This is a genomic window from Parasphingomonas frigoris (assembly GCF_036663815.1).
Lineage (GTDB): Bacteria > Pseudomonadota > Alphaproteobacteria > Sphingomonadales > Sphingomonadaceae > Sphingomonas.
In genome coordinates, this window is the sequence record NZ_JAXOJQ010000004.1 from 118,083 (window position 1) to 130,792 (window position 12,710).

A 12,710-nucleotide genomic window follows, 5' to 3' on the forward strand; every position below is an offset into this window, starting at 1 on the left:
GGCGTTACGCCTGCGCCAGATGCGTGCGATCGAGCCGATCGACGACGCCGTCCATCCGGCCCCACTCGTGACGGTCGATCAGCCCCCGCAGCTTGCCGGCCATCGCGCCCAATCGGCTGTAATGCCGCAGCTTCGATTTCGCCGGCGCATTCGTCACGCGCGGCTGGCCGGGGTCGATCTCCCATGGATGAAAGTAGAACACGCCGGGCTGCCCCTGCCCCGCCACCTGGCGCACCGCATAATCGGTGAGCGCGGCCGGAAAGAGCCGGAAGAAGCCGCCGCCGGTCGCCATCCGGCGCGATCCGAACTCGGCGACCGTTACCGGCACTTCGATCAGGTCGGCATCGCCAAGCGGGCGGAAGGCGAAGCGCGACGCTTCGGGCCAGCCGTAATGGTCATGCTTCAAGGGCGCGACGCTCGACGAATAGACATAGCCCGCCTCGGCGAGCACGTCATACGCCCACGGCGTGCGCGCATCGATCGAGAAGCTCGGCGCGCGATAGCCGGTGACGGCGGTGCCGCCGGCATCCTCGAGCGCGGCGCGGGCGCGCGCGATGTCGGCGCGGAACACGTCGGCATCCATCGTGAAGACGCGGTCGTGATCCCAGCCATGGCTGGCGACTTCGTGCCCCTGTTCGACGATCCGGCGGATCAGCGCGGGGTAGCGTTGTGCGACCCAGCCGAGCGTGAAGAAGGTCGCCTTGACGCCGCTTTCGGCGAATAAGGCGAGCACCGCGTCGGTGTTGCGCTCGACGCGCGGCGTGAGCGAATCCCAGTCGGCCTTGGCGATCACCGTCTCGAACGCGCCGACCTGGAACCAGTCCTCAATGTCGACGGTCAGCGCATGGCGCATCGTCTCAGCCCCCCGCGCGCGCGGCGGCGCTGCTCGGCGGCTGCCCGGCTTCGGCCCAGTCGACCAGCAGCGTCAGCACGCGGCGGAGTGCGATATCCTGTTCGTCGATCCGCAATTCGAGCGATGCGATGCGGTCGAGCAGCGCCTGGTCGACCGACGGACCGGCGGGCACATCGGTTTCCTCGACCGGATCGCCCGCGGTCGTAACGGGCGCGAAGACCGACACTGGCACCGGCAGGGGTTCGGGCTCCGGTTCGGCTTCTGGCTCGACTTCAGGCTCGGGCTCGGGCTCGACTTCGGGCTCTGGCTCGGGCTCTGGCTCGGGCTCGGGCTCGGGCTCGGGCTCTGGCTCGGGCTCCTGTTCCGGCTCAGGTTCGGGCTCCGGATCGACGATCGCGGGCGGTTCCGGCGCGACCACGAGCCTGGGCTCGGGTTCCGGCGTCGGCTCGATCATCGTCTCCGGCTCCGGCTCGACAGCAGCGACGGCATCAGTGTCGGCGATCGGGTTCGGCTCGGCCGGCCCAGCGGCGATCGCGAGCGGCCTCATCCCCGTCATATCGCCGGCGATATCCGCGATCACAGTCGCGACGGCAGCGCCGTCGATGGTTTCGAGCTGTTCGATCGCGCCATAGAGCAGCACGCGCCCGGCGAGCTGGTTGAGCCGGCGCGGCACGCCGTCCGATCCGGCATGGAAAGCGGCGAAGGCGTCGGGGGTGAAATGCGGACGCCCGGTCCACCCCGCGACGGCGAGGCGGTGGAGCATGTAGGGCGCGACTTCGTCGGCCGCCATCGGATCGAGATGGTGCATCGCGATGATCCGCTGCCGCAACTGCTCGAGCCGGTCGGATCCGTGCAGCCGCTCGCGAAACTCGGGCTGGCCGAGCAGAAAGATCTGCAGCAGCGCATGGCCGCCGGTCTGGAAGTTCGAGAGCATCCGCAGCTCCTCGAGGCTCGACACCGGCAAAGCCTGCGCTTCGTCGACGATCAGCAACGTGCGCCGCCCGGTGCGCGCGGTCGCATGGAGGCCGCGTTCGATCGCCACCAGCAGCTGCGCCTTGGTCAGCCCGTCGCTGTCGACCGACAATCCGCCCGCGACCATCCGCAGCAGGTCGTCCGCCTCGATCTGCGTCGAGACGAGCTTGATGACGTGGAGCCGCGTCGGATCGATCGTGTCCATCAGATGACCGACCAGCGTGGTCTTGCCCGCGCCGACATCGCCAGTGATGACGATGAAGCCCTCGCCCTGCGCCAGGCCATAGCCGAGATACGCCATCGCCTTGCGATGCGTCGCGGTCTCGAACCAATAGCGCGCATCCGGCGTGAGCTGGAAGGGTTTTGCGCTCAAGTCGTAATGATCATCGTACATAGTGAGCATCCTCGCCCATAGGACCGCCACGCATCAGAATTGGTACCGTACACCGACCTGGCCCGTCGCGGTAACCTGGTCGGCAACGCCGTTCTGGCTGAACGAATAGAGTCCGGCCGACGCGCTCGTGCCGATCCGTCCGAAATTGTGGTAATAGAGCGCGGTTGCCGCGGCGCTGGTCACTCCGGCGCTGTTGGCGATCCCGCTGTCGTAATAATTGAACACCGCAGTGCCGTTGATCCCCGAGCTGCTCGTCAGCGGGAGGTTGGCAAACGCCTGCGCATAATAGCTTTGGTCGGTTACGCCGTCGATCGAGAAAGCAGCGCTGGGCTGATCGGGCGCAAGGAACCTGCGCGACGCGTAGCCGCCGCCGAAGCCGATATTGAGCTTGCCGCGGGTTGCCGAGATGACCGCGTCGATCCCGCGCGCGCGATAGGCCGCGGTCGAGATCGACTGGAAGACGCCGTTGAGGCAGCCCCCCGCCACGCCACCGCCCGCGCCGAAAGTGCAGCCGCCATATTGCTGGCTGAACAAGGCGCGCTGTTCGAGGAACGCGGTCGGCAGGCCCGACAGCCCGGTGCGCAGCTGACCGCCAAACGTCTGGACGCTGTCATAGACGCCAGCCTGGATGGCGATCGACTGCGAGGGCGCGTAGCTGAGCGAGCCGAGATAGGTCGTCCCGCCATAGCGCCGCCCGACGCGCGCCTGCAGCGTGGTGCGCGACGACGGGCGCCAGATCACCCCGGCATCATAGATCAGCCCATCGGTCTGATAGGCGATCCGCTCGGGCGATGCGGGATCGGTTTGGAACCGGCCCTTGCGATCGACAACCGGAGCGCCGCTGGCGTCGAGCAGCGCGTCCTTCTGGGTAATCTTCAGCTTTTCATAGCCCGCCCCCGCGGTCACCGCGAGCGTCGGCACCACCGGCAGGACGAGATCGGCGCGGACGACCTTGTCGTCGAACTTCTGGTCCAGCTGGCCCGCCGTCTCGCGGTTGTAGGCGCCGGAGACGTTGATGCCGACCGGCAGGATCTCGCCGGCCTTCACGCCGGCGCTGGCGTTGAGCGTGTGGCTTTGCGAAGTGTCGAACACGTCGAGTCGCGGGCTGCCCACGGGCACGCCGGTATTCCCCGGCGCGTCGGCCTTGGTATAGCCGTAGCGATAGCTCGCGGCGAGCCCGACCGGGCCGGCGTGCGTCGCATAGGTCGGGCCGACATAGCCCGAGAAGACCTGGCTGATATTGTCGCGCCGCCCGACCTGCGCGATCGGCGCAGCGCCGCGGATGTCGGTGCGCGTCTGCGTCGCGAGCAAGCCGGCATCGACACTGAGATTGGGCGCGATGCTGACGCTGCCGCGCGCAAGCCCGTTGTGCAGATCGTCGTCGCCAACGCGCTTGGTGTAGGAGAAATGCCGTTCGTAGCGATAGCTGACCTGCAGCTGCGTGCGCTTGGTCTGGACCGACGCATTGACCCCGGCGGCGACCGTCGAATAGGTCAGCACGTCGTCATTGGTGAGGTCGGCCGAGACGATCTGGCCGATCTCGATATACGGCGAGATGCGACTCCGGCGCTGCTGCTCCTGCGCCTGCGCCGGCGCGATCGCGAGCAGGGCGACGAGGCCGCCGGCGATGGCGGAAAGGTTCGAGATGCGGGTGCGCGTCATATCGCGTCGTCCTGTTGTCCGTAATAGCTGCCGAACCGGTGCCGTCCCGTAACGAGCGTGACGGCGTTGAGAAGCAGGTTGATCTGTTCGCAGCCGACGAGGAGATCGACGGCATCGCGCAGATCGCTGTCGCTGGTCTTGTCGGCGCGCACGACGAACATGACCTGACCGGCGTGATTGGCAAGCGCGGCCGCGGGCGATGCCGTGAGCGCAGGCGGAGAATCGAAGATCAGCAGCCGCCTGGGATCGGTCGCGAGCAATTGCGCGATCAATTCGCCGGTGCGCGCGCTGGCGACCAGTTCGGTGTCCGCGTTTGTCTTGCGACCCGATGGCAGCAGGCTGAGCTGCGGGATGTCGGTCCGCACGACGCACGCCTCGACATCGCGCGTCGGGTCGGCGAGCGCGTCGAGCAAGCCCGGCCCCTCGCGCAGGCCGAGCCGCTGCATCACGTCGGGCTTGCCGAAATCGGCGTCGATCAGCAGCACCTCGACATCGCGCTCGGCCGCGAGCGAGATGGCGAGGTTGATCGCGCAATAGGTCTTGCCGTCGTCGGGCTGCGCCGAACAGACCAGGATCGTCCGCGACAGGTCGCCGTCGCTCGCCCGCACTACGCGCGCGGTGGCGAGCAACTGGCGCTTCACCGATCGGAATTCCTCGGCCAGCACGCCGATCGGTGCGCCGGGGACGAGCAAGCCGTGCTCGGCCAGCCTTGCGCGGTCGATCGTCGCGACGCGCTGCGGTCGCGTAGGAAGCGGCGGACGCGGCGAAGCCTCGACGATCACCGGCGCAGGCGCGGGGTTGATCACCGGCGGGATGATCGCATCGTCGGGTCGCGCGCGCGTCGCTTCGCCAAAGTCGTAGCGTTCGGCGGCTCGCTCGAGCAGCGACCGGGTCTTCTTGGGAGGCGCAGTTTCGGTCATGCCGCCAATCCCCGCTGCAGCATCTCGACGCCGAGCAAAGCCACATAGGCCACGCCAAGTGCCGCGACGCCGCCCCCATAATAGAGCAGCAACCGCCGGCGCTGCGCGACCTGCAGCTTGCTGACCGTCTCGCCGATCGAACCGATCACCGGCAGGCCGCTGAGCTTCTCGAGCCGCGCCTCGGTCGCAAAGGTCGTCCTGAACTGCGCGAGACCGAACGCCACCGCCACGCCCGCGCCGAGCGCGACGATCAGCACGCCGGTGAGCAGCAACGGGCGGTTGGGCGACGCCGGCACGCGCGGGGCGGTCGGCGGGTCGATCACGCTGAACTTGATCGAGTCGGTCTGGCTCTGCGCCTGGCCGCGGAGCTTGATCGCCTCGCGGTCGGCGAGCATCTTGGCGTAACCGTCCTTGAGCACCTGGTTTTCATTGTCGATCTGCGACTGCTGCGCAGCGACCGCCGGGTCGCCCGCCAGTTTGGCGTTGATCGTGTCGAGGTCGCGCTGCAGCTGCGACTTGCGGGCCGAGAGCGCTGCGACTTGCGACTGCTTGTCGGCCTGGATCGAGCGCAGCGAGACATAGGCCGGGTTCGACGCCGCCCCCGCACCGCCGCCGCCGACCATCGGCTCGCCGCGCGCCGCCGCCTGCGCCGAGGCGAGCTGGCTGCGCAGGGCAACCACGTCGGGATGGTTCTCGGTATAGCCGCGAGCCCGCGCATCGGCGAGCTGGCCCTGGATCGCATTGAGCCGCGCGCGTGCCGGCCCAGCGCTCGCGCTGCCCGCCACGCCGGGGATGTTGGCTGGCGTTCCCGCCATCTGGCCGCTGACGACCGACAGCGCCGACTGCGCGGCGGCGAGATCGCTGTCGACCTGCGCCATCGCCGAGCGCGCCGCGCTCATCCGGTCGGTGAGCGAGCCCGTGCCCGGCAGGCTGCCGAGATAGCGGTTCTGGAAATCGGCGCGCTTGGCGTCGGCATCGGCGAGCTGCTTCTGCCGCTGCGCGAGCTGCGCATCGAGGAATTTGAGGCTCGAGGTCGTCTCGTCGCGATCGCCCGACAGATTCTGCTCGACGAACAGGTCGATCAGTTTCTGCACCACTTGCTGCGTGACCTTGGGGCTCGCGCCGGTCGCCACGATCGAGAAGAGATTGTCCTGCTCGGCGGTGATCTTGATCGACTTGGACAGCGTGTTGACGCGATCGGCGACGTCGCGATCGGTCTTCACCGTATTGGCGAGATCGGTGCCGCGCACGACCTTTTCGAGATTGACCGCCGACGTCAGCGTCTGGCGGATCGTGTCGACATCCTTCTGCTGGTCGGCCGGGGTGATGCCGACCGCGCTGGGCAGGATCGTGTTGAGCTGCACGAACACGCGCGCGCGCGATTCGTAGCTGTTGGGGATCTGCGCGATCACCGTCCAGCCGAGCACTGCAATGCCCCACGCGACCGCGAGCGCGATCCAGCGCCGCAGCCAGATCGTGTGCAGGATGATCCTGAGCTCGGTGAAGAGGCCACTCATTCCCGGCCGACCCTCAGAACATGCTCTCGGGGATGATGATCACATCGCCCGGCTCGAGCCGCACGTTGGCGCGGCTGTCGCCGTCCTTGAGCAGCTTCGACAGCTTGAGATTATATTCGACCTGCTTGCCGGTGTCGCGATTGTAGCGGACGAGCTTCGCACGGTTGCCCGCGGCATATTCGCTGAGGCCGCCGACCGAGATCATCGCGTCGAGCAACGTCATGTTGGCGCGATACGGGATCGAGGCGGGCTTGGCGGTCGCGCCGACGATGCGGACCTGCTGGCTGAAGGTGCCGCTGAAATTCTCGACGATCACCGATACGATCGGATCCTTGATATATTCGCCGAGCGCGATCTTCATGTCGTCGGCGAGCATCCGCGGCGTCTTGCCGACCGCGGGCATGTCGCTGATCAGCGGCGTGGTGATCCGCCCGTCGGGGCGCACCTGCACCTTGGTCGACAGTTCGGGGTTGCGCCACACGAAGATGTTGAGCTGGTCGAGCGGGCCGATGATATATTCCTCGCCCGGCTGTTCCTGCGCCGCGACGAAGCCGGCCTGCGGCAGTTCCGGGCCACGCGACGTCGTGCAGCCGGTCAGCGCGAGCGCACTCGTGCCGACCAACAGGACCCCACCGACCACTTTCCGAAATCGCAGCATGCAAACCTCCCGCCGCATCGTGCCGCCGCCGAACGTCACGTCTGACGCACGGGGGCAAGCTCACGGCTATGACGTCGATATGGCTGGGAAGAGGTGAATATTGCGTTAGGACTGCTGGACTAGCAGTTCACGTGGCTGGGAATGGCCGAGAAATGCCGTCGGGCTCGCCGAGAGACCGTAAGCGCCGGCCATGAACACCGCAATCAGGTCCCCCACGTTTGCGACCGGCAACGACACGCGATCGGCAAGGCGATCGAGCGGGGTGCACAGCGGCCCGACGACGCTGACGCTCTCGGTCGGCGCGCCGGCGGCGGCGCTCGCCACCGCGACGGGATAGTTGCGCCGCACCACCGTGCCGAGGTTGCCCGTTGCGGCGAGCTGGTGATGCAGCCCGCCATCGACGACGAGGAAGGTCTCGCCGCGACTGTCCTTGCGATCGACGACGCGCGTCAGATAGACGCCGGCCTCCCCGACCAGCCAGCGCCCGAGCTCGATCGCGAAGCGCGTCGTCGCCAGGCTCGCCGCGCGGGCCTCGAGCGCGACCGACAGGGCGTCGCCGATGTGCTGGACGTCGAGCGGCACCTCGTTGGGGAAATAGGGGATGCCGAAGCCCCCGCCGAGATTGACCAGCGGCGGCTCCGCACCGATCGCGTCGGCGAGCTGCCCGGCCAGCGCCAGCGTCGCCGCCTGCGTCTCGACGATCGCGCCGGCATCGAGCGCCTGCGACCCGGCATAGATGTGGAGACCGCGCCAGTCCGCCCCCGCCGCGATCACCTGTCGCGCGACCGCCGCGACCTGGTCGGCATCGATCCCGAACGGCGATGCCCGCCCGCCCATCCGCATCCCCGAGCCGCGCAGCTCGATCTCGGGATTGACGCGGATCGCGAGCCGCGGGGTGATCCCCAGCCGCTCCGCGATCGTCAGCGCGCGGTTGGCCTCGTTGGCGGATTCGAGGTTGATCGTGCTGCCGGCACTGATCGTCGCGGCGAGTTCGTCGTCGCGCTTGCCCGGGCCGGCGAAGCTGATCGCGGCGGCCGGCTTTTCCACCAGCGCCATGGCGAGTTCGCCCGCCGAGGCGACGTCGAAACCATCGACCAGCGGCGCCATTGCGGCGAGCAACGGCGCGAACGGATTGGCCTTGATCGCATAATGCAGGTCGACCGATGGAAATGCGCGGCGGAAGCTCGCGATACGCGCGGCGACGACCGCCATGTCATAGACGAACAGCGGCGTATCGCCCGCGACGCCCACCCAATGCTCGGCGCTTTCGCCGGCGATGACGAGCGGGGTGGTGGCGAACGCCGCCGGGATCGTGCCCATCGGTTTCATGACGTCAGTTCCGCTTTGATGGCCGCACGATCGAGCTTGCCGTTGGCATTGCGTGGGAGGTCCGCGCGCCAGTCATAGCGTGCGGGCTGCTGGAAGCTCGGCAGGTCGCGCCGCAAGCGCAGGCGCAGCGCATCCTCGCGCGATCCGTCGCCGCGCGCGACGACGACGATCACTTGCCCGAAGCGCGGATCGGGCACGCCGAGCGCGACCGCCTCGATGGTTTCGCCGCCGGCGAGCACGGCCTCCTCGATCTCGGTCGGGCTGATGCGGTTGCCCGCGCTCTTGATCATCTCGTCGTCGCGCCCGACGAAGCGGAGCAGCCCCGCTTCGTCCATCACCGCGGTGTCGCCCGACCAGACGGCGATCCCGCCCGAGCTCGACCACGCCGGTGCCGGGCGGAAGCGCTGCGCGGTCCGCTCGGCGTCGCGCCAATAGCCGTGCGCGACGAGCGGGCCGGCATGGACGAGTTCGCCCGCCTCGCCCGGCGCGGCGCGCGATCCGTCGGGGCGCACCACCATCACCTCGGCGAACGGGATCGCGCGGCCGACCGAATCGGGATGTGCCGCGACGAGCTCGGGCGGCAGATAGGTCGAGCGGAACGCCTCGGTCAGCCCATACATCGGATAGAGGTCCGCCGCCGGAAAACGCACGCGCAGGCCTGCGACGAGCGGCGCGGTGAGCGCGCCGCCCGAATTGGTCAGGCGTTTCAACTGCCTTGCGGCCTCCTCCGGCCACTCCGCCTCGAGCAACTGCACCCACAAGGGCGGCACCCCGGCGAGCGTCGTCGGCGCGAGCCGCGCGAACGCCTTCACGACGTCGCGCGCGGTGAGATAGTCGAGCGGCGCATAGCTCGCGCCCGCCGCCCAGGTCGAGAAGAGCTGATTCTGGCCATAGTCGAAGCTCAGCGGGAGCACGCCGAGCACGCGATCGTCCGGCGTCAGCGCGAGATACTGCTCCACGCTGATCGCGCCGAGCCAGAGATTGGCATGGCTCAGCATCACGCCCTTGGGTCGCCCGGTCGAGCCCGAGGTGTAGAGGATCGCGGCAAGCGTGTCGGGATCGGCCTGCGAGGGCGGCGCGACGTCGCCGAGCGTCACATCGTCTTCGAGGAGGCTGGCGCATCCCGCTGGGATATCGCCGCTTTCCAGCGTATCGCGCCGCGCCGCCTGCGTCAGCAACAGCGCCGCGCCACTATCGGCGAGGATATGGGCGACCTGCGCGCGCTTGAGCATCGGGTTGATCGGCACGTGCACCAGCCCCGCGCGCGGCGCCGCCATCGGCAGCACGCAGGCGAGCCGCGTCTTGGGCAACCAGCTCGCGATCCGCGCACCCGGGGCATGCCCCTGCCCCGCCAGCCACGCCGCGACTTGCCCGGTCAGCGCCTCCAGCCCGGCGAAATCGAGCGTGCCCGCGCGGTCGATCAACGCGATCGCATCAGGCGCGCCGCGCGACGGCAGCGTGTCGATGGGCCGGGGCAAAGGGTCGAGCGCGATCATCCGCCCTAGATAGCCGCCGGGGCCGCGCTGTGAAGGGCCAGCAGGCCGCGCTTGGCATTGTCGCGCCCAGTCTCTATCGCAGCGCACCATAACAGATAGGACCGGGACCGACCGTGCTTCCAGACGATTATGACCAGATCGATGCGACCGTACGCGCCACCTTGCGCGATGTCCTGGGGCTGAGCGAGGCGCGCGTCGCCGCGTTCCAGGCCGAAACCCCCCTGTTCGGCGCGCTGCCCGAGCTCGATTCGATGGCGGTCGCGGGGCTGCTGACCGAGCTCGAGGAGCGGCTCGGCGTGCTGATCGAGGATGACGAGGTCGACGGCGAGATGCTCGAGACCTACGGCGCGCTGGTGCGCTTTGTGGCGGCCAAGGCGCCGCGATGACGGCGCCCGCTTGATCGAGTCGTACGAAACGCGCAGCGGCCGCGAGGCCATGCTCGGTTTCGGACCGGCCGGTGGGCCGGTTGCGGTGGTCGCGCTGCCGCTCTTCGAGGAAGCCAATCGTGTGCGCGCCTTCGCGGTGGCGATCTGCCGCGCGTTGGCCAGGCGCGGCGTGGCGAGCCTGCTGCCCGACGTGCCGGGTCAGGGCGAGAGCGTCGTACCGCTCGAGCAGTGTGGGATCCGAGATTTCAGCGATGGCTACGCCCGCGCCGTGCAGCAGGAGCTCGTCGCCGGGCGGCGGCCCTACGGCGTTGCGATCCGCAGCGGCGCGCTGCTCGACACGCAGGCGGCGCTGGCGGGCCGGTGGCACCTGGCGCCGCAGGATGGGGCCAGCTTGCTGCGCGATCTCAAGCGGATCAAACAAGCCGGTGCGAAACCGGGCGAAATCTTGTCTCTGGATGGCGGCGCGCCGATCGAGATCGCGGGCAACCGGCTATCGCCCGACCTGCTCAGCACGCTTCCGTCCCATGCGCTGCGGACGGCGCAGGATGGCTCTGTCCGCATCGTCCGCCTCGAAACCGATCGCGAGCCCGCCGACCGGCATGTCCCCGGCGCCCCCTTGTGGCGCCGCGCCGAGCCTGACACCGATCTCGCGCTCGCCACCATATTGGCGGACGACATCGCCGACTGGATCGCCGCATGCGACGCGTGATCCGCTTCCCGTGCAGCGGTGACACCCTGTTCGGCACGCTCGATACCGCGCCCGGCAAGACCGGGCTGCTGATCGTCTCGGGCGGCAACGAGATCCGTGTCGGCGCGCATCGCGGGATGGCGCTGCTCGCGCAGACATTGGCGGCGCGCGGCATCCCGGTGTTCCGCTTCGATCGCCGCGGCGTCGGCGATTCGACCGGCACGAATGGCGGCTTCCTGTCGTCGTGCCGCGACATTGGCTGTGCCGCAGCGACCTTCAGCGCGGAGACCGGGATCGAGCGGCTCGTCGCGTTCGGCAATTGCGATGCCGCGACCGCGCTTGCATTGTTCGTCGCGACCGCGGGGATCGACCGGCTGATCCTCGCCAACCCGTGGGTGATCGAGGAAACCGACACGCTGCCCCCCGCCGCCGCGATCCGCGCGCGCTATGTCGAAAAGCTCAAGGATCCGCGCGAATGGCTGCGGCTCGCGCGCGGTGGCGTCAATTTGTCGAAGCTGGCCGGTGGCTTGGCGAAGGTTGCGCAGAGCAAGCCTGAAGCCGCCGAGAGCCTCGCAGCGCGGCTGCGCACGGCGCTGGCGGAAAGCCGGATCGACACGACGATCCTGCTCGCGGCGCGCGACAACACTGCGATCGCGTTTCGCGACGGGTGGGACAGGCCGGTCGCGCTCTGCGACACCGACAGCCACAGCTTCGCGCATCCGGCCGATGCGGCGTGGCTGGAGGCGCAGATCTTCGCCGCGGTAACGCGCGGCTAGCATTTGATCGACGCCCCGAAAACCGTCACCCCGGCACGAGGCCGGGGTGACGCAGAATCAAGCTCTTACTCCGCCGCCTCGGCCAGCTCGAACTCGGCTTCCGCCAGGAACTTCTCGGCATCGAGCGCCGCCATGCAGCCCGTTCCAGCCGCAGTCACGGCCTGCCGGTAGATCTTGTCCATCACGTCGCCGCACGCGAACACGCCGGGGACGCTGGTGCGCGTCGAGCCGGTCTCGACCCACAGGTAGTGGTCCTCGTCGAGCTTGAGGTGCCCACGGAACAGCTCGGTCGCCGGGTGATGCCCGATCGCGACGAAGCCGCCCTCGGTGTCGAGCCGCGACTTCTCGCCCGTCACGGTATCGACCAAGTCGATCGCGACGAGCCCGGCCGTGCCGCCACCGTCGACGAAGCTGTCGACTTCCTTGTTCCACAAGACAGTCACGCCCTTGTGCGCGAACAGCCGCTCCTGGAGGATCCGCTCGGCGCGCAGCGAGCTGCGGCGGTGGATCAGCGTGACGTCGGGCGAATGGTTGGTCAGGTACAGTGCTTCCTCGACCGCGGTGTTGCCGCCGCCGATCACCGCGACCTTCTTGCCGCGATAGAAGAAGCCGTCGCACGTCGCGCAGGCGCTGACGCCCTTGCCCTTGAGCGCTTCCTCGCTGTCGAGCCCGAGCCACTTGGCCTGCGCGCCGGTCGCGATGATCAGCACGTCGCCTTCATAGATATCGCCGCTGTCGCCGGTCAGGCGGAACGGGCGCTGCGACAGGTCGACCGACACGACGGTGTCGTACATCAGCGTGGTGCCGACATGCTCGGCCTGCTTCTGCATCTGCTCCATCAGCCACGGGCCCTGGATGACGTCGGCGAACCCGGGATAATTCTCGACATCGGTGGTCGTCATCAGCTGCCCGCCGGGCTGGATGCCCTGGACGAGGATCGGCCTCATGCCCGCGCGCGCGCCATAAATGGCGGCGGAAAGGCCGGCCGGGCCGGAGCCGAGGATCAACATGCGCGTCTGGTGGGTGGTCATGATTGCTTTCGTCCTGTCGGTCCACCGC

12 protein-coding genes are annotated in these 12,710 nt (G+C 68.6%); 3 read left to right on the forward strand and 9 right to left on the reverse strand.

The features are described 5' to 3' along the window. Positions 1-4 precede the first annotated feature (4 nt). From U1872_RS15210 to U1872_RS15245, 8 genes are all read right to left on the reverse strand, one after another. Positions 5-853 (reverse strand): XrtA system polysaccharide deacetylase, encoded by an 849-nt coding sequence (locus tag U1872_RS15210; protein WP_332793759.1) that lies wholly within the window; start codon positions 851-853, stop codon positions 5-7. 4 nt (positions 854-857) lie between these two features. After that, positions 858-2,219 carry an AAA family ATPase gene (locus tag U1872_RS15215; RefSeq protein WP_332793760.1) on the reverse strand — a complete coding sequence of 454 codons (1,362 nt, stop codon included), beginning with the start codon at positions 2,217-2,219 and terminating at the stop codon, positions 858-860. A gap of 33 nt (positions 2,220-2,252) precedes the next feature. Further along, positions 2,253-3,881 carry a hypothetical protein gene (locus U1872_RS15220; RefSeq protein WP_332793761.1) on the reverse strand — a complete coding sequence of 543 codons (1,629 nt, stop codon included), beginning with the start codon at positions 3,879-3,881 and terminating at the stop codon, positions 2,253-2,255. Continuing rightward, positions 3,878-4,801, reverse strand: a complete 924-nt coding sequence (locus U1872_RS15225; protein WP_332793762.1) for an AAA family ATPase — start codon at positions 4,799-4,801, stop codon at positions 3,878-3,880. The genes U1872_RS15220 and U1872_RS15225 overlap by 4 nt, the downstream gene beginning before the upstream one ends. Then, a complete protein-coding gene (locus U1872_RS15230; RefSeq protein ID WP_332793763.1) occupies positions 4,798-6,318 on the reverse strand; it encodes an XrtA system polysaccharide chain length determinant in 1,521 nt (506 codons plus the stop codon). The genes U1872_RS15225 and U1872_RS15230 overlap by 4 nt, the downstream gene beginning before the upstream one ends. A gap of 13 nt (positions 6,319-6,331) precedes the next feature. Beyond that, positions 6,332-6,976, reverse strand: coding sequence for an XrtA/PEP-CTERM system exopolysaccharide export protein (locus U1872_RS15235; protein WP_332793764.1), 645 nt, complete (start codon positions 6,974-6,976; stop codon positions 6,332-6,334). Between the two features lie 105 nt (positions 6,977-7,081). Next, positions 7,082-8,305, reverse strand: a complete 1,224-nt coding sequence (locus U1872_RS15240; RefSeq protein WP_332793765.1) for a pyridoxal-dependent decarboxylase, exosortase A system-associated — start codon at positions 8,303-8,305, stop codon at positions 7,082-7,084. Further along, entirely contained in the window at positions 8,302-9,801 is a 1,500-nt protein-coding gene (locus U1872_RS15245; protein WP_332793766.1) for an AMP-binding protein, read from the reverse strand. Before U1872_RS15245 ends, U1872_RS15240 begins: the two co-directional genes overlap by 4 nt. 113 nt (positions 9,802-9,914) lie before the next feature. Between U1872_RS15245 and U1872_RS15250 the strand changes: the two genes are divergently transcribed. The 3 genes from U1872_RS15250 to U1872_RS15260 are packed head-to-tail and all read left to right on the forward strand — an operon-like array spanning position 9,915 to position 11,651. Continuing rightward, the gene (locus tag U1872_RS15250; RefSeq protein ID WP_332793767.1) at positions 9,915-10,187 is read left to right on the forward strand and encodes an acyl carrier protein; all 273 of its coding nucleotides are present in this window, start codon (positions 9,915-9,917) and stop codon (positions 10,185-10,187) included. Between the two features lie 10 nt (positions 10,188-10,197). Next, on the forward strand, positions 10,198-10,896 hold the full coding sequence (locus U1872_RS15255; RefSeq protein ID WP_332793768.1) for an alpha/beta hydrolase family protein: 699 nt from the start codon (positions 10,198-10,200) through the stop codon (positions 10,894-10,896). Next, on the forward strand, positions 10,884-11,651 hold the full coding sequence (locus tag U1872_RS15260; protein WP_332793769.1) for a hydrolase 1, exosortase A system-associated: 768 nt from the start codon (positions 10,884-10,886) through the stop codon (positions 11,649-11,651). The genes U1872_RS15255 and U1872_RS15260 overlap by 13 nt, the downstream gene beginning before the upstream one ends. Before the next feature lie 65 nt (positions 11,652-11,716). On the opposite strand, the gene trxB is transcribed toward U1872_RS15260, so the two are convergent. After that, positions 11,717-12,682 carry a thioredoxin-disulfide reductase gene (trxB, locus tag U1872_RS15265; RefSeq protein WP_332793770.1) on the reverse strand — a complete coding sequence of 322 codons (966 nt, stop codon included), beginning with the start codon at positions 12,680-12,682 and terminating at the stop codon, positions 11,717-11,719. Between the last annotated feature and the right edge of the window lie 28 nt (positions 12,683-12,710).

What these genes read in the sequence shown, in the direction of transcription:
- U1872_RS15220 (WP_332793761.1), bottom strand. Translation starts at nt 3,881, where the DNA reads ATGACGCGCACCCGCATCTCGAACCTTTCCGCCATCGCCGGCGGCCTC.
- U1872_RS15240 (WP_332793765.1), bottom strand. Translation starts at nt 8,305, where the DNA reads ATGAAACCGATGGGCACGATCCCGGCGGCGTTCGCCACCACCCCGCTC.
- U1872_RS15260 (WP_332793769.1), top strand. Translation starts at nt 10,884, where the DNA reads ATGCGACGCGTGATCCGCTTCCCGTGCAGCGGTGACACCCTGTTCGGC.
- U1872_RS15225 (WP_332793762.1), bottom strand. Translation starts at nt 4,801, where the DNA reads ATGACCGAAACTGCGCCTCCCAAGAAGACCCGGTCGCTGCTCGAGCGA.
- U1872_RS15210 (WP_332793759.1), bottom strand. Translation starts at nt 853, where the DNA reads ATGCGCCATGCGCTGACCGTCGACATTGAGGACTGGTTCCAGGTCGGC.
- U1872_RS15215 (WP_332793760.1), bottom strand. Translation starts at nt 2,219, where the DNA reads ATGTACGATGATCATTACGACTTGAGCGCAAAACCCTTCCAGCTCACG.
- U1872_RS15235 (WP_332793764.1), bottom strand. Translation starts at nt 6,976, where the DNA reads ATGCTGCGATTTCGGAAAGTGGTCGGTGGGGTCCTGTTGGTCGGCACG.
- U1872_RS15245 (WP_332793766.1), bottom strand. Translation starts at nt 9,801, where the DNA reads ATGATCGCGCTCGACCCTTTGCCCCGGCCCATCGACACGCTGCCGTCG.
- U1872_RS15230 (WP_332793763.1), bottom strand. Translation starts at nt 6,318, where the DNA reads ATGAGTGGCCTCTTCACCGAGCTCAGGATCATCCTGCACACGATCTGG.
- trxB (WP_332793770.1), bottom strand. Translation starts at nt 12,682, where the DNA reads ATGACCACCCACCAGACGCGCATGTTGATCCTCGGCTCCGGCCCGGCC.